Below are 14,477 nucleotides of genomic sequence, written 5' to 3'. Positions count from 1 at the left end.
CGCTCGGCGCAGGAAGGGGAAAAAAGGGTGTGCGGAGGCGGGGCTCGGCGCCCTATCGCATTCGCTTGCTCACAGAAGGCTCCCTCGAACGACCAGGACCCCTGGTTACGTCCACTCGAAAGAGTGGGAGGGGTCCGCGCTTGCCGTAGACCTCGCTGCCTACGACCTGGTCCTCACCCGGGGCACCCCGCCACGGACGGAGGGTTGCCGGACAGCCGGCCGGGGCCTGATGGCTGTCGCTCATGACCTGATACAGCATCTTGCCAGAAGATCTTCGACGCGCAAGGCGCGGTCCGGATTCTGGACCGCGCCCCGCGTCGCATCACCGGCGCCTCAGGCGTTGCTGGCCGCCACCCACCGGTCGAGGGTGCGCTTCGCCGCCCCGGAGTCGATGGCCTCGGCCGCCTTCGCCATGCCGGCCCGGAGCTGGTCCGCGAGCGGCGCGTCCGTCGGCGACAGGGCCACCAGGGCGGCCGCCGCGTTCAGCAGCACGGCGTCCCGTACCGGCCCGGTCTCGCCGTCCAGCAGCCGATGGGCGACCTCCGCGTTGTACGCCGCGTCGGCGCCGCGCAGCGCCTCGACGGGAACGACGTCGAGACCGACGTCACGGGGGTGGAAGTGCTCCTCGGTGACCTCGCCGTCGCGGACCACCCAGACCCGGGAGCCGGCGGTGGTGGTCAGTTCGTCGAGGCCGTCGTCGCCGCGGAAGACGAGTGAGGAGTTGCCGCGCTCGGCGAAGACGCCCGCCACGATGGGCGCCATCCGTAGGTCGGCGACCCCGACCGCCTGGGCCCTGACCCGGGCCGGGTTCGTCAGCGGTCCCAGCACGTTGAAGGTCGTCCGGATGCCGAGCTGTCCACGCGCCGCCGCCACATGGCGCAGAGCCGGGTGGAACTTGACCGCGAAGCAGAAGGTGATCCCGGCCTCCTCGGCCACCTCCGCGACGCGCTTGACCGTCAGCTGGAGATTGACGCCGAGCTTCTCCAGGACGTCCGAGGAGCCGGACGCCGAGGACGCGGCGCGGTTGCCGTGCTTGACGACCTTGGCGCCGGTGCCGGCCACCACGATCGAGGACATCGTGGAGATGTTGACGGTCTTCGCGCCGTCGCCGCCCGTGCCGACGATGTCGACGGTCCGCCCGGGCACCTCGATCACGTTGGCGTGCTCGTACATCGCCCGGACGAGTCCGGAGATCTCCTGGACGGTCTCGCCCTTGGCCCGCAGTGCCACCACGAAGCCGGCGATCTGCGCGTCGGTCGCCTCGCCGCGCATGATGCGGTCCATCGCCCAGGCCGTGTCGTCCGCGCTCTGGTCGCGGCCTTCGAGGAGACCGTTCAGTACCTCGGGCCAGGAACGGCCCGCCGCGGTGTCGCCTCCAGCGGGGTTCACAGCGCTCATGGTCGCTCCTGGGTTCATGGGTCACGCGAGTGGGTCCGCCCCGCAGCACGGGGGTGAGTCCACCCTATCCAGCCCCGGAGACGGCGAAGAGCCCCGTCCGTGGACGGGGCTCCTGCCGTGGCGAACCGGGGGTGTCGCGGGGATCAGTGGTGGCCGTGGCCGCTCGTGATCTCCTTGTACTCCTCGACGGTGGGCTTGGGGATCTGGTTGTCCTCCCCGTAGTAGCCCTTGCTCATCTTGGCGCGCAGCTTCTGCGCGCTGTTGACCTTGCGCTCGACACCGTTCTCGTCGACCGCCGGGCCGATCTCGGCCGGCTTGTACTGCTCGTGCGCGGTGAGCGTGTGCAGCGCGTCCTGGCTGAGCGGCTCGTGCACCTCGATGAACTCACCGTGCGGCAGGCGCTTGATGATGCCCGACTCGCGGCCGTGCAGCACCTTGTCCCGGTCCCGGCGCTGGAGGCCGAGGCAGATCCGCTTGGTGGCGAGGAACGTGAGCACCGGCACGACGAAGAAGGCGATGCGCACGAACCAGGTGATCGAGTTGATCGCCAGGTGGAAGTGCGTGGCCCAGATGTCGTTGCCACCGCCGACGAGGAGCACGAAGTACCAGCTGATCCAGGCGACACCGAACGCGGTCCGGGTCGGGACGTTGCGCGGGCGGTCCAGGATGTGGTGCTCGCGCTTGTCGCCGGTGACCCAGGACTCGATGAACGGGTAGACCGCGATCGCGACCAGCACCAGCGGGAAGATGACCAGCGGGATGAAAACGCCCAGGACGAGCGTGTGACCCCAGAGGTTGATCTCCCAGCCCGGCATGACGCGGATCAGGCCCTCGGAGAAGCCCATGTACCAGTCGGGCTGGGCCCCCGTGGACACCTGGTCCGGACGGTAGGGGCCCAACGACCAGATCGGGTTGATCGAGGCGATCGCCGCGATGGCCGCGATGACACCGAAGACCAGGAAGAAGAAGCCTCCGGCCTTGGCCATGTAGACCGGCAGCAGCGGCATGCCGACGACGTTGTTGTTCGTCTTGCCGGGGCCCGCGAACTGGGTGTGCTTGTGGTAGAAGACCAGGATCAGGTGGCCGACGACCAGGCCGAGCATGATGCCCGGCAGCAGCAGCACGTGCACCGAGTAGAAGCGGGCCACGAAGTCGCCGCCCGGGAACTCGCCGCCGAACAGGAAGAACGACAGGTACGTGCCGACGATCGGCACGGACAGGACCGCGCCCTCCATGAAGCGCACACCGGTACCGGAGAGCAGGTCGTCCGGGAGCGAGTAACCGGTGAAGCCGGTGAACATGCCGAGGACGAACAACAGGAATCCGAAGACCCAGTTGACCTCGCGGGGCTTGCGGAACGCACCCGTGAAGAACACGCGCATCATGTGCACGAACATGCCGGCGAGGAAGATCAGCGCGGCCCAGTGGTGGATCTGACGGATCAGAAGCCCACCGCGCACATCGAAGGAGATGTGCATGGTCGAGTTGAACGCCTCGGACATCAGCTGTCCCTGCAGCGGGACGTAACTGCCGTGGTACTCCACCTCGTTCATCGACGGGTGGAAGAACAGCGTCAGGTACACACCCGTGAGGATGATGATGATGAAGCTGTAGAGGCAGATCTCACCCAGCATGAACGACCAGTGGTCGGGGAAGATCTTGCGCATGTTGGCCTTGGCCAGGGAGTAGATCCCCAGGCGGCCGTCGGCCCAGTCGGCGACCCGCTCACCGGCGGGCGCCTTCTCGCGCGAGCGCGAGTCGGAGGTGCTGGCAGTACTCATCCGCGCTCCCAGAATGCAGGACCGACGGGCACATCGAAGTCGCCGAGCGCTTCGAGGTAACCCTCATCGTTCACGCCGATGCGCAGCTGCGGCAGCGGGTGACCGGCCGGGCCGAAGATGACTCGGGCACCGTCGGAGAGGTCGAAGGTGGACTGGTGGCACGGGCACAGCGCGTGGTGCGTCTGCTGCTCGTACAGGGAGATCGGGCAGCCGACGTGGGTGCAGATCTTCGAGTACGCCACGATGCCCTGGTAGGACCACTCGAGTTCCTGCTTGTCCTTGATGTTGTCCGGCTGGAGCCGGATGATCATCAGGGCCGACTTGGCGATCTCCTTCTGGAAGTCCTCGTCGTGCTCCTCCAGGCCCTCGGGCTTGACGAAGGTCAGAGAACCGACGGCCACGTCCGAAGGACGGAGCGGCTCGTTGGTGTTCATGTTGACGAGGAGCTTGCCCTTGGACCACAGGGTGTGGCGGAGCTTCGTGCCGGGCAGCGGACCGAGGTCGCGCAGCAGCATGACGCCGGAGAGCGGGAACAGGGCCAGCGCGCCGAACATCGTGTTGCGGATCAGCTTGCGACGGCCGAGCGCGGACTCCTTGGCACCCTGCTTGAAGTCGGCCAGGACCTTGGCCTTGACCTCGGGCTCCGCCTCGATCGCGTGACGCTCGTCGGCGATCTCCACGTCGGACATCAGGGTGCGGGCCCAGTGGACCGCGCCCGCTCCGATCGCGAACAGCGCCACGCCGAGCGTCAGGCCCAGCGTGAAGTTCAGCGCGCTGATGTGGCCGATCGGGAAGACGTAGATCGACCTGTCGTTGGGGATCGCCACGTACGCGACGATGAAGGCGACAGTCGCCAGCATCGACAGCACGAACAGCAGAGCGACAAGTCGCTCGGACCGCCTGGCGGCCCGCTCGTCGATGTCCTGGACGCGGTGCTCGTGGGGCGGGAGCCCCGGGTCCGCGAACGGGTTCTGCTCGTCCGCGACGGCTACCGCGGCATGACCGTGACCGGCGTGGTCGTCGGTGGCCCGCTCAGCGGGCACGTTCTCTTCTGGAATGTCTTGGCTACTCATGACTTCTTGGCCTTTGCGGTCCGAGCGGCGACCCAGACGGCGACGGCGACCAGGGTGCCAAGTCCGAAGATCCAGCCGAACAGGCCCTCGCTGACCGGTCCGAGACCGCCCAGTTCGAGACCACCGGGGCTCTCGGTGTTGTCACCGTTGACCGCGTCGAGGTACGCGATGATGTCCTTCTTGTTCTTCTCCGTCAGCGTGGTGTCGGGGAAGGACGGCATGTTCTGCGGGCCCGTCTGCATGGCCTCGTAGATGTGCTTCGGGTCGACACCCTCAAGAGTCGGCGCGAACTTGCCGTGGGTCAGCGCGCCGCCCTTGCCGGTGAAGTTGTGGCACTGGGCGCAGTTGGTGCGGAACAGTTCGCCACCCTTGGCGATGTCCGCGCCCTCGGGACTGACCTGGCTCTTCGTCGGGACCGAAGGACCGGCGCCGAGCGAGGCGATGTACGCCGCGAGCTGGTCGATCTCGGCCTGCGAGTAGATGACCTTCTTCTTCGGGATCTGCGCGCCGGGCTGCTGGGCCGGCATACGTCCGGTGCCGACCTGGAAGTCGACCGCCGCGGCGCCCACTCCCACCAGGCTCGGCCCGTCGGAGGTGCCCTGACCGCCGGTTCCGTGGCAGCTTGCGCAGCCCACGGCGTACAGCTTCTTGCCCTCGGTGATGGCGAGGGACTGGGCGGTTTCATCGGCCTGCGCCTTGCCCGCGGGTGCGAACGCGGCGTACAGCCCCCCGGTGGCCGCCAGCGCGAGGAGTAGGACGACGACCGCAGCCAGCGGATGGCGTCGTCGTGCGGAGAGCTTTTTCACGGATTACCCCGGTGTCAGGATCTTCTGCGTCGGTGCTTCTGGATGTTTCGGGCGCCGGGCCCGATTACTTGATCAGGTAGATCGTGGCGAAAAGGCCGATCCAGACGACATCGACGAAGTGCCAGTAGTAGGACACGACGATGGCGGCGGTTGCCTGCTCGTGAGTGAACCGCCGAGCCGCATAGGTGCGACCAAGGACCAGCAGGAAGGCGATGAGTCCGCCCGTCACATGCAGTCCGTGGAAGCCGGTGGTCAGGTAGAACACCGAGCCGTACGGGTCGGAGGAGAGCGAGAGCCCGTCCTTCTTGACCAGTTCGGTGTACTCGAAGACCTGACCGCCGATGAAGATCGCACCCATGATGAAGGTGACGGTGAACCACATTCTGAGCTTCTTCACGTCCCCGCGCTCGGCGGCGAAGACGCCGAGCTGACAGGTCAGGGAGGAGAGCACCAGGATCGTGGTGTTCGTCGCCGAGAACGGAAGGTTCAGGCTGGACGCCATTTCCTTCCAGTGATCCGGCCCGGTCACCGATCGCAGGGTGAAGTACATCGCGAAGAGGGCCGCGAAGAACATCAGCTCGGAACTCAGCCAGATGATGGTTCCGACGCTGGTGAGGTTCGGCCGATTGACCGACGGGTGCGCGTGCCCGGTTTCTACTGTCGTTGCTGTCGCCACGACCGACATTATGTCGGTCGCTTATCCCGCCCTCACCCCGGGGGGTGCCGTTCGGAGTGTTGACGGGGTGTGTCCAGCCCGTATGGCCCATCGAAGCCCTGTCCGAACCGGTGTTGACGAGGTGTTCAAGGGAGTAGCATCCGCGCATCGGGCAGGCTCCGGCCGGCCCGGCCGCTTCAGGTCCGTACGACGCCGACGTCCCGGAGGAAGAATGCAGCCGACCGCCACGGTGCTGGTCTACAGCGACGACTCCAACACCCGCGCGCAGGTGCGGCTCGCCACCGGGCGCAGGCCCGCTCCGGACGTTCCCCTCGTGGAGTTCGTCGAGTGCGCGACGCCGGCCGCCGTCATCATGGAGCTCGACAAGGGCGGCATCGACGTGTGCGTGCTGGACGGTGAGGCGGTTCCGCTGGGCGGCATGGGGATCTGCCGGCAGATCAAGGACGAGGTCTTCGACTGCCCGCCCGTCCTCGTCCTCATCGGGCGCCCGCAGGACGCCTGGCTGGCCACCTGGAGCCGTGCGGACGCCGCGGTCACCCTTCCGGTCGACCCGGTGGAGTTCGCCGAGTCCCTGGCCGCGCTGCTGCGCCGCAAGAACCTGCAGAGCGTCTGAGAACCCGCGCCCCCGGGTCCTGTCGTCACCTCCGCGCCTGCGCCCTTCGGGCGAACGACGGGAAGGTGACGACAGGACCTGGAGGGTCGCGGTCTCACACACTCTCGGGGCGAAGCCTCGCGCGCTCGGCCGGAGTCGGGGCGTCCGGTGATCCGCCCACGAGCGCGCTGCCCTCGCGCCAGCTCTTCCAGCCGAGGTTCCAGTCGCCGAAGCCGTTGCCGAACGGGTCCATCATGTCGCCGTTCGAGTTGACGACCTTGACGATGTCGCCCTCGCTGAAGGTGTCGAAGAACCACTCGGCGTTGCTGGTGCTCATGCCGGTGCAGCCGTGGCTGACGTTGGCGGACCCCTGCGAACCGGTCGACCAGGGCGCGGCGTGCACGTACTCGCCGCTCCAGGTCACCCGCGTGGCGTAGTACACGGGCAGGTCGTAGGAGTCCGAACTGCCCTCGGCGATACCGATGCTGGTACCGCGCATCTGTACGTAGTACTCCTTGCCCAGCACGACCTTGACGCCGTTGCGGGTCTCGAAGCCGGGCTTGCCGGTGGTGATGGGGATCTCGTTGATCTGCGCGCCGTTGCGGTAGACCGTCATCTCGTGCGAGCCGGCGTCGGTGACGGCGATGAGCCGGTCGCCCGTGGTGAGCTTCAGGGTCTTGGCGTTGCCGCCCCACAGCCGCTCACCGATCTTGATGCCGGCGAGGTTGCTGTGCGCCGTGATGGTGGCGTGGGTGGGCCAGTACTCCTTGGGGCGGTAGTGGAGCGTCTTGTCGTCCACCCAGTGCCAGGTGCCCTCCACGGCGGGCGAGGAGTCGACCTTGAGGGCACGCTCGACGACCGCGCGGGCCGCCTTGTCCTTCACGGGGGCGCTCAGTTCGGCGGTGACGGGCTGACCGACCCCGTACTTGCCGGCCTTGGGGCCGAACTCGACGTCGAGCGTCTTCTTGGTCTTGGGCGTACTGGTGTCGAAGCCGAGGACCTTGCGCCCGGGGGCGCCGTCCTCGTCCTCGGTGCTCACCCGGACCGTGTAGTGGGCTCCTGCGGCCAGCGGGGACGTGCTGTGCCAGCGACTGCCGTCGGCGGCCAGTTCGCCCGCCACATAGCGTCCTGACGCGTCGGTGGCCGTCACGTCGGTGATGCGCCCGTCGTCGTCCTCGGAGGTGATTTCGAGCGGCTTGTCGGGGTCGACCTTGCCGGGCTTCTTGCTCTCTCCGACGGGGCCGTTGAACGAGATCTGTCCCGCCGCGTCGTACGGCTTCGCCGAGAGCGGGTGGCCGTCGGAGCCGCAGGCGGTGGCGCCCGCTCCGAGGGCGACCACCAGCGCGGTGCAGCTGACGACCGTGCGGATTCGCGGTGAGTGGTTCATGAGCTCACGCTATGAACGCGCGTCAAGGACGGCGCGCCGGGTGGGCCGAGTGAGGGACAGAAGGCGTGGCAAACGAGGGAGCCCGGACTCTCCTGACGGAGTGTCCGGGCTCCCCGGGGTTCAGCGCGTGCTACTGGGTGCGATTCTCACCGTGGTAGTACTCGAAGACCCAGCCCCACAGGCCCATCACGATGAGCGGGGCCGAGAAGTAGAGCAGCCACCAGCCGAAGACGACGCCCATGAAGGCCAGGGCGCCACCGGTGCCGAGCGCGAGCGGCTGCCAGCTGTGCGGGCTGAAGAAGCCCACCTCGCCGGCCTCGTCCGCGACGTCGGCCTCCTTGTCGTCCTGCGCCAGCTGGTCGACGCGCCGGGCCGTGAAGGCCAGGTAGTAGCCGATCATCACGCTCAGGCCGAAGCCCATGAAGAGGGCCGTGGTGCCGGCCGGCTCCTTGGACCACACGCCGTAGACGATCCCCATGACGAGGATGAACGCGGCGAGCCAGAGGAACATCTTGCCTTGGACCTTCACTTGCCGGCCTCCTTGCCACCAGCGAGAGCCGACGAACCGGAACCGGCGTGCTCGAGCTGGTCGAGCGCGGCGATCTCGGGGTGGTGCAGGTCGAACGCCGGGGATTCACTGCGGATCCGCGGCAGGGTGAGGAAGTTGTGCCGCGGCGGCGGGCACGAGGTGGCCCACTCCAGCGAGCGGCCGTAGCCCCACGGGTCGTCGACCTCGACCTTCTTGCCGTACTTGGCCGTCTTCCACACGTTGTAGAGGAACGGCAGGATCGACAGGCCGAGCAGGAACGAGCTGATCGTCGAGATCGTGTTCAGCGCGGTGAAGCCGTCGGCCGCGAGGTAGTCCGCGTAGCGACGCGGCATGCCCTCGGCACCCAGCCAGTGCTGCACCAGGAACGTGCCGTGGAAGCCCACGAACAGCGTCCAGAAGGTGATCTTGCCGAGCCGCTCGTCGAGCATCTTGCCCGTCATCTTCGGCCACCAGAAGTGGAAGCCGGAGAACATCGCGAACACCACGGTGCCGAACACCACGTAGTGGAAGTGCGCCACCACGAAGTACGAGTCCGAGACGTGGAAGTCCATCGGCGGCGAGGCCAGGATGACGCCGGTCAGACCACCGAAGGTGAAGGTGATCAGGAAGCCGACGGCCCAGAGCATCGGTGTCTCGAAGGACAACGAGCCCTTCCACATCGTTCCGATCCAGTTGAAGAACTTCACGCCCGTGGGTACGGCGATGAGGAACGTCATGAAGGAGAAGAACGGGAGCAGTACGCCACCGGTGACGTACATGTGGTGCGCCCACACGGTCACGGACAGACCGGCGATCGCGATGGTCGCGCCGATGAGACCCATGTAGCCGAACATCGGCTTACGGGAGAACACCGGGATGACCTCGGAAATGATGCCGAAGAACGGTAGCGCGATGATGTACACCTCTGGATGGCCGAAGAACCAGAAGAGGTGTTGCCAGAGCAGTGCTCCGCCGTTGGCCGCATCGAAGACATGCGCCCCGAATTTTCGATCCGCCTCCAGGGCGAACAGGGCCGCCGCGAGAACGGGGAAGGCGAGCAGCACCAGTACGGCGGTGAGCAGCACGTTCCAGACGAAGATCGGCATGCGGAACATCGTCATGCCGGGAGCGCGCATGCAGATGATCGTGGTGATGAAGTTGACCGCGCCGAGGATGGTGCCGAAGCCGGAGAAGGCCAGACCCATGATCCACATGTCGGCGCCGATGCCCGGCGAGCGGACCGCGTCGGACAGCGGGCTGTAGGCGAACCAGCCGAAGTCGGCCGCACCCTGCGGGGTGAGGAAGCCACCGACCGCGATCGTCGAGCCGAACAGGTAGAGCCAGTAGGCGAACATGTTCAGCCGCGGGAACGCCACGTCGGGCGCGCCGATCTGCAGCGGCATGATCCAGTTCGTGAAACCGGCGAACAGCGGCGTCGCGAACATCAGCAGCATGATCGTGCCGTGCATCGTGAACGCCTGGTTGAACTGCTCGTTCGACACGATCTGCAGCCCGGGGCGCGCCAGTTCGGCGCGCATGAGCAGCGCCATGACGCCACCGATGCAGAAGAACGCGAACGACGTGACCAGATACAACGTGCCGATCGTCTTGTGGTCCGTGGTGGTGAGCCACTTGATCACAACACTGCCGGGCTGCTTGCGCCGAACCGGCAGCTCGCTCTCGTACGAGTCTTCGGCTGCGTCGGCACCCTGGGGTTCGTTGAGGATGCTCACAGGTTGTTCGTCTCCCGGTTCTTCTCGTGGCCCGTCTGCTCAATGCCGGCCGGGACGTAACCGGTCTGTCCCTTCGCCGCGAGCTCCTTGAGGTGGGCCTCGTAGCGCTCGGGGGAGACGACCTTCACGTTGAAGAGCATCCGGGAGTGGTCGACGCCGCACAGCTCGGCGCACTTGCCCAGGAAGGTGCCCTCGTGGTTGGGCGTCACCTGGAACGAGTTGGTGTGCCCCGGGATGACGTCCTGCTTCATGAGGAACGGCACCACCCAGAAGGAGTGGATGACGTCACGCGAAGTGAGGACGAAGCGGACCGTCTTGCCCTTGGGGAGCCAGAGGGTCGGACCCGGATTGTGGGTCTGCGGGTTCCGCGTGCCGGGCGTACCGACGTCGTAGACACCGCCGGCGTTCGCCGGGAAGTCCTTCTTGAACCGGTCCGGAATGGCCGCCAGGTTCGGGTCTGTCTTGGCGTTCCCGGAGGAGCCGGGGACGTCCGCGACGTAGTTGAAGCCCCAGCTCCACTGGAAGCCCACCACGTTGACCGTGACGTCGGGCTTCTTGTCGAGGCTGAGGAGCTTCGTCTCGTCGCGGGCGGTGAAGTAGAACAGCACCGAGACGATGATGAGCGGGACCACGGTGTACAGCGCCTCGATGGGCATGTTGTACCGGGTCTGCTGAGGAACTTCGACCTTGGTCCGGCTGCGCCGATGGAAGACGACGCTCCACAGGATCAGGCCCCAGACCAGCACGCCCGTGGCGAGCGCGGCCGCCCACGAGCCCTGCCAGAGGGAGAGGATCCGCGGAGCCTCATCCGTCACCGGGGTGGGCATACCAAGGCGGGGGAAGTCTTCCCAGTTGTACGAGCAACCAGTGGCTGTCGCCAGGACCAGGCCCGCAGTCATTGCCTGCAGCAGCTTCCGCCGCATCGGGCGCCGCGGCGTGGGGGTACCGCCCGCGCCCCCCAGGGCGTGGGGGAGGTCGGAGCCGTTGGGACTCACGTAGCGCCTTCCCGAGAGTCTCGCCCGCGCTGTTGGCTGCGGCCTTCTCGCTGGTCGGTCGCCGCCCTGCGTCGGGCAGGGGTTTGGATGTTTATGCGGACCAAACCCTACTGGACGCTATTTGGGGTCGCGCGGGGAGGGTGCCCAACGCGCCGCCCGACTCCCCGAAGGAGTGCTGTTTCGCCTGGGAGGCACTCTTCCCCGTCCTGGAATGCCCCAGTCCGGATGCCTTCTGACGGCCCTTCGGGGCGACGGACTAGCGTGGTGGCGTGTCCTACTTCGACGCCGCGTCCGCGGCTCCGCTGCATCCCGTCGCCCGACAGGCCCTGCAGGCCTCGCTCGACGAGGGGTGGGCCGACCCAGCCCGCCTGTACCGGGAGGGACGGCGGGCCCGGCTGCTGCTCGACGCCGCACGCGAGGCGACGGCCGACGCGGTGGGCTGCCGCCCGGACGAGCTGACCTTCACCACCTCCGGGACCCGCGCGGTGCACTCCGGGATCGCGGGCGCCCTGGCGGGCCGGCGGCGCGTCGGAGGCCACCTGATCGTGTCAGCCGTCGAACACTCGTCGGTACTCCATTCGGCGGAGCGGCACGAGGTGTCGGGCGGCACGACGACACGGATCCCGGTCGACCGGACGGGCCGGGTGTCCCCTTCCTCGTACGCGGAGGCCCTGCGCGCCGACACCGCGCTGGCCTGCCTGCAGTCGGCCAACCATGAGGTGGGCACCGAGCAGCCGGTGGCCGAGGTCGCACAGGTGTGCCGGGGGGCGGGTGTGCCGCTCCTGGTGGACGCGGCGCAGTCGCTGGGCTGGGGCCGGGTGGAGGGAGACTGGTCCCTGCTGACGGCGAGTGCCCACAAGTGGGGCGGGCCTTCGGGGGTCGGACTGCTCGTGGTGCGCAAGGGAGTCCGGTTCGCTCCCCAAGGGCCCTCGGACGAGCGGGAGTCGGGACGTTCGCCCGGCTTCGAGAACATCCCGGCCGTCGTCGCGGCGGCCGCCTCGCTGCGCGCGGTCCGCGCGGAGGCCGAGCAGGAGGCGGTGAGGCTGCGGGAACTGACGGAGCAGATCCGGGTACGGGTGCCCGGTCTGGTCCCGGACGTCGAGGTGGTCGGCGACCCGGTCGGGCGACTGCCGGGGATCGTCACCTTCTCCTGTCTCTATGTCGACGGGGAGACACTGCTGCACGAGCTGGACCGGGTGGGCTTCTCCGTCTCCTCGGGCTCGTCGTGCACGAGCAGCACCCTCACTCCCAGCCATGTCCTGAGGGCCATGGGCGTCCTGAGCGAGGGCAACGTCCGGGTGTCGCTGCCGCCCGGGACCCCGGAGGAGGACGTCGAGCGGTTCCTCGCGGCGCTGCCGGGCACGGTCGCGGCGGTACGCGAGAAGCTCGGCGCGCCGACGTCGGCGGTGCGGGAGGCCGCTGTCCCGGTCGACTCCCTGGTGGTCGACGCGCTGGGCAGGCGCTGCCCCATCCCCGTCATCGAGCTGGCCAAGGTCATCGGGGACGTGCCGGTCGGCGGCACGGTCCGGGTCCTCGCCGACGACGAGGCGGCCCGGCTCGACATCCCGGCGTGGTGCGAGATGCGGGGGCAGGAGTACGTCGGTGAGGAACCGGCGGACCACGGTTCGGCCTATGTGGTCCGCCGGCTGTCCTAGTCGCTCACGGCAGGACCGGGTCCGGCGTGGTCCCGGGGTCCGCCGGTGCTGCTAGGAGAGGTGTGTCCGGACCTCGGCGGCGGCCTCGTGGCCGTACGCCTTGGTGAAGCGGTCCATGAAGTGGCCGCGGCGCAGCTGGTACTCCTGCGTGCCGACCGTCTCGATGACGAGGGTGGCGAGCATGCAGCCGACCTGGGCGGCGCGCTCGTGGGAGACGCCCCAGGCGAGGCCGGAGAGGAAACCGGCCCGGAACGCGTCGCCGACGCCGGTCGGGTCCGCCTTGAGCTCCTCCTCCGGGCAGCCGACCTCGATCGGGTCCTCGCCGACACGCTCGATGCGGACACCGCGCGCGCCGAGGGTGGTCACCCGGTGGCCGACCTTGGAGAGGATCTCCTCGTCGGTCCAGCCGGTCTTGGACTCGATGAGGCCCTTCTCGTACTCGTTGGAGAAGAGGTACGTCGCGCCGTCCAGCAGTATCCGGATCTCTTCGCCGTTCATGCGCGCGATCTGCTGCGAGAAGTCGGCGGCGAAGGGGATCGCGCGGGAGCGGCACTCCTCGGTGTGGCGGAGCATCCCCTCGGGGTCGTCCGCGCCGATCAGGACGAGGTCGAGGCCGCCGACGCGGTCCGCGACGGACTTGAGCTCGATGAGGCGGGCCTCGCTCATCGCGCCCGTGTAGAACGAGCCGATCTGGTTGTGGTCGGCGTCCGTCGTGCACACGAAACGCGCGGTGTGCAGCACCTCGGAGATGCGGACGGACTCGGTGTCGACGCCGTGCCGGTCCAGCCAGGCGCGGTAGTCGTCGAAGTCGGAGCCGGCCGCCCCGACGAGGATCGGCCGGGTGCCGAGCTGGCCCATGCCGAACGCGATGTTCGCGCCGACCCCGCCCCGGCGGACGTCGAGGTTGTCGACCAGGAAGGAAAGGGAGACCGTGTGCAGCTGGTCCGCGACCAATTGGTCGGCGAAACGGCCGGGAAAGGTCATGAGGTGGTCGGTGGCGATGGAGCCGGTGACTGCGATACGCACGGCTAGGACACGCTCCTGCGAGGGGAGGGGATTGACAGTTAACGCTACCGGGTCGGTACGGGACCTCTGAAGCGGGCAAAACTACCCGATAGTAGATCTTTCTTCGTGGCGGCAGGCGTGCATACGGTTCCGGTATGACGAACCTCAAGGTCCCAGGCACCGCTCCGCTCGGCCCGGCCGGCGACCTGGACGGCGATCTCGCGACGTTGCGCGGCGACTGTGCGCGTATGGCCGGGAACTGGGCCGCGCCCACGGCGGTCTCGACCCTCCCCGCCCCTCCTCCCGCCCTCCCTGTCTCTCCCTCCAGCATCCACGGGGTGACCGTGCCGTCCACCTCCGCGCGGATGCTGGACGAGATGTCCGACTACGGCGACTGACGCGCGCCGCCGGAGCGGTGCCGCCGTCCGGGTGAGAACCCGGCGGCGCCGTTCGGGTGAAACGCGCGGAGCGCCCGCAGGGAACCGTGCGCTCCCCCGCTGCGTCCCATCGCTGTCCCCTGTAAAGGGGATGCGGTGTACGACCTTGCGGAGCCCGTCTTCGACAGGGCCCCGCCTGGGGACAGCAGTGGAGCCGAAGGAGCGATGCGGTGAGCACCGAGCGACCCGACAACGACGCGACCGATCCCGTCGAGGGTGACGCCAGGGGTCCTGTCGAGGACGCCGCGGAGGACACCGTCGCGGAACCCGCCGTGAAGGGCGCCGAGGCGGATGACGTGCGCCCCTCCGGGGACTCCGGGGACTCCGGGGACTCCGGGGACTCCGGGGACTCCGGGGACTCCGGGGACTCCGGGGACTCCGGGGACTCCGGGGACTCCGGGGACTCCGGG

General features: G+C 68.1%; 14 protein-coding genes and 1 riboswitch. Of the genes, 4 read left to right on the top strand and 10 right to left on the bottom strand.

What is annotated here, in order from left to right; translation table 11 throughout:
* Positions 1-131: 131 nt before the first annotated feature.
* Positions 132-248, bottom strand: a riboswitch (SAM riboswitch).
* 85 nt (positions 249-333) lie between these two features.
* The 5 genes from trpD to ACIRQH_RS29245 all read right to left on the bottom strand — a co-directional run bounded on the left by trpD (position 334) and on the right by ACIRQH_RS29245 (position 5,743).
* On the bottom strand, positions 334-1,398 hold the full coding sequence (gene trpD, locus ACIRQH_RS29265) for an anthranilate phosphoribosyltransferase (protein ID WP_358815165.1): 1,065 nt from the start codon (positions 1,396-1,398) through the stop codon (positions 334-336).
* Between the two features lie 143 nt (positions 1,399-1,541).
* Complete coding sequence (locus ACIRQH_RS29260) at positions 1,542-3,179, bottom strand: cytochrome bc complex cytochrome b subunit (RefSeq protein ID WP_388865075.1); 1,638 nt, start codon at positions 3,177-3,179, stop codon at positions 1,542-1,544.
* Entirely contained in the window at positions 3,176-4,252 is a 1,077-nt protein-coding gene (locus ACIRQH_RS29255) for a Rieske 2Fe-2S domain-containing protein (RefSeq protein WP_358815167.1), read from the bottom strand. The genes ACIRQH_RS29260 and ACIRQH_RS29255 overlap by 4 nt, the downstream gene beginning before the upstream one ends.
* Positions 4,249-5,058, bottom strand: a complete 810-nt coding sequence (locus tag ACIRQH_RS29250) for a c-type cytochrome (protein ID WP_358815168.1) — start codon at positions 5,056-5,058, stop codon at positions 4,249-4,251. Before ACIRQH_RS29250 ends, ACIRQH_RS29255 begins: the two co-directional genes overlap by 4 nt.
* A 64-nt stretch (positions 5,059-5,122) precedes the next feature.
* Positions 5,123-5,743 (bottom strand): heme-copper oxidase subunit III, encoded by a 621-nt coding sequence (locus ACIRQH_RS29245; RefSeq protein ID WP_081216795.1) that lies wholly within the window; start codon positions 5,741-5,743, stop codon positions 5,123-5,125.
* 202 nt (positions 5,744-5,945) lie between these two features.
* On the opposite strand from ACIRQH_RS29245, the gene ACIRQH_RS29240 reads away from it, so the two are divergent.
* Positions 5,946-6,347 carry a hypothetical protein gene (locus ACIRQH_RS29240; protein ID WP_358815169.1) on the top strand — a complete coding sequence of 134 codons (402 nt, stop codon included), beginning with the start codon at positions 5,946-5,948 and terminating at the stop codon, positions 6,345-6,347.
* A 94-nt stretch (positions 6,348-6,441) separates the two neighbouring features.
* Here the strand turns inward: ACIRQH_RS29240 and ACIRQH_RS29235 are convergent, their stop codons facing one another.
* From ACIRQH_RS29235 to coxB, 4 genes are all read right to left on the bottom strand, one after another.
* Positions 6,442-7,713 (bottom strand): Ig-like domain-containing protein, encoded by a 1,272-nt coding sequence (locus ACIRQH_RS29235; protein WP_388865072.1) that lies wholly within the window; start codon positions 7,711-7,713, stop codon positions 6,442-6,444.
* A gap of 130 nt (positions 7,714-7,843) precedes the next feature.
* Positions 7,844-8,242 (bottom strand): cytochrome c oxidase subunit 4, encoded by a 399-nt coding sequence (locus ACIRQH_RS29230; RefSeq protein WP_358815171.1) that lies wholly within the window; start codon positions 8,240-8,242, stop codon positions 7,844-7,846.
* The gene (gene ctaD / locus ACIRQH_RS29225) at positions 8,239-9,975 is read right to left on the bottom strand and encodes a cytochrome c oxidase subunit I (protein WP_358815172.1); all 1,737 of its coding nucleotides are present in this window, start codon (positions 9,973-9,975) and stop codon (positions 8,239-8,241) included. Before ctaD ends, ACIRQH_RS29230 begins: the two co-directional genes overlap by 4 nt.
* A complete protein-coding gene (gene coxB, locus ACIRQH_RS29220) occupies positions 9,972-10,970 on the bottom strand; it encodes a cytochrome c oxidase subunit II (protein WP_388865069.1) in 999 nt (332 codons plus the stop codon). Before coxB ends, ctaD begins: the two co-directional genes overlap by 4 nt.
* A gap of 269 nt (positions 10,971-11,239) precedes the next feature.
* Here coxB and ACIRQH_RS29215 point away from each other — a divergent pair, with 269 nt between their 5' ends.
* Complete coding sequence (locus tag ACIRQH_RS29215) at positions 11,240-12,625, top strand: cysteine desulfurase/sulfurtransferase TusA family protein (protein WP_404227640.1); 1,386 nt, start codon at positions 11,240-11,242, stop codon at positions 12,623-12,625.
* A gap of 51 nt (positions 12,626-12,676) precedes the next feature.
* Here ACIRQH_RS29215 and ACIRQH_RS29210 read toward each other — a convergent pair whose 3' ends face one another.
* Positions 12,677-13,651, bottom strand: a complete 975-nt coding sequence (locus tag ACIRQH_RS29210; protein ID WP_358815174.1) for a carbohydrate kinase family protein — start codon at positions 13,649-13,651, stop codon at positions 12,677-12,679.
* Positions 13,652-13,785: 134 nt separating this feature from the next.
* Between ACIRQH_RS29210 and ACIRQH_RS29205 the strand changes: the two genes are divergently transcribed.
* Complete coding sequence (locus ACIRQH_RS29205; protein WP_358815175.1) at positions 13,786-14,028, top strand: hypothetical protein; 243 nt, start codon at positions 13,786-13,788, stop codon at positions 14,026-14,028.
* 209 nt (positions 14,029-14,237) lie between these two features.
* A partial coding sequence (locus ACIRQH_RS29200) for a hypothetical protein (RefSeq protein WP_404227637.1) occupies positions 14,238-14,477 on the top strand: 240 nt, incomplete at its 3' end.

This window comes from Streptomyces sp. NPDC102279 (assembly GCF_044766365.1).
Lineage (GTDB): Bacteria > Actinomycetota > Actinomycetes > Streptomycetales > Streptomycetaceae > Streptomyces.
The sequence above is the reverse complement of the archived record's forward strand: the minus strand, read 5'-3'. Positions and strand labels throughout refer to the sequence as shown.

Coding starts and splice junctions, on each gene's coding strand:
- trpD (WP_358815165.1), bottom strand. CDS start 1,398: ATGAGCGCTGTGAACCCCGCTGGAGGCGACACCGCGGCGGGCCGTTCC.
- ACIRQH_RS29260 (WP_388865075.1), bottom strand. CDS start 3,179: ATGAGTACTGCCAGCACCTCCGACTCGCGCTCGCGCGAGAAGGCGCCC.
- ACIRQH_RS29255 (WP_358815167.1), bottom strand. CDS start 4,252: ATGAGTAGCCAAGACATTCCAGAAGAGAACGTGCCCGCTGAGCGGGCC.
- ACIRQH_RS29245 (WP_081216795.1), bottom strand. CDS start 5,743: ATGTCGGTCGTGGCGACAGCAACGACAGTAGAAACCGGGCACGCGCAC.
- ACIRQH_RS29240 (WP_358815169.1), top strand. CDS start 5,946: ATGCAGCCGACCGCCACGGTGCTGGTCTACAGCGACGACTCCAACACC.
- ACIRQH_RS29235 (WP_388865072.1), bottom strand. CDS start 7,713: ATGAACCACTCACCGCGAATCCGCACGGTCGTCAGCTGCACCGCGCTG.
- ACIRQH_RS29205 (WP_358815175.1), top strand. CDS start 13,786: ATGACGAACCTCAAGGTCCCAGGCACCGCTCCGCTCGGCCCGGCCGGC.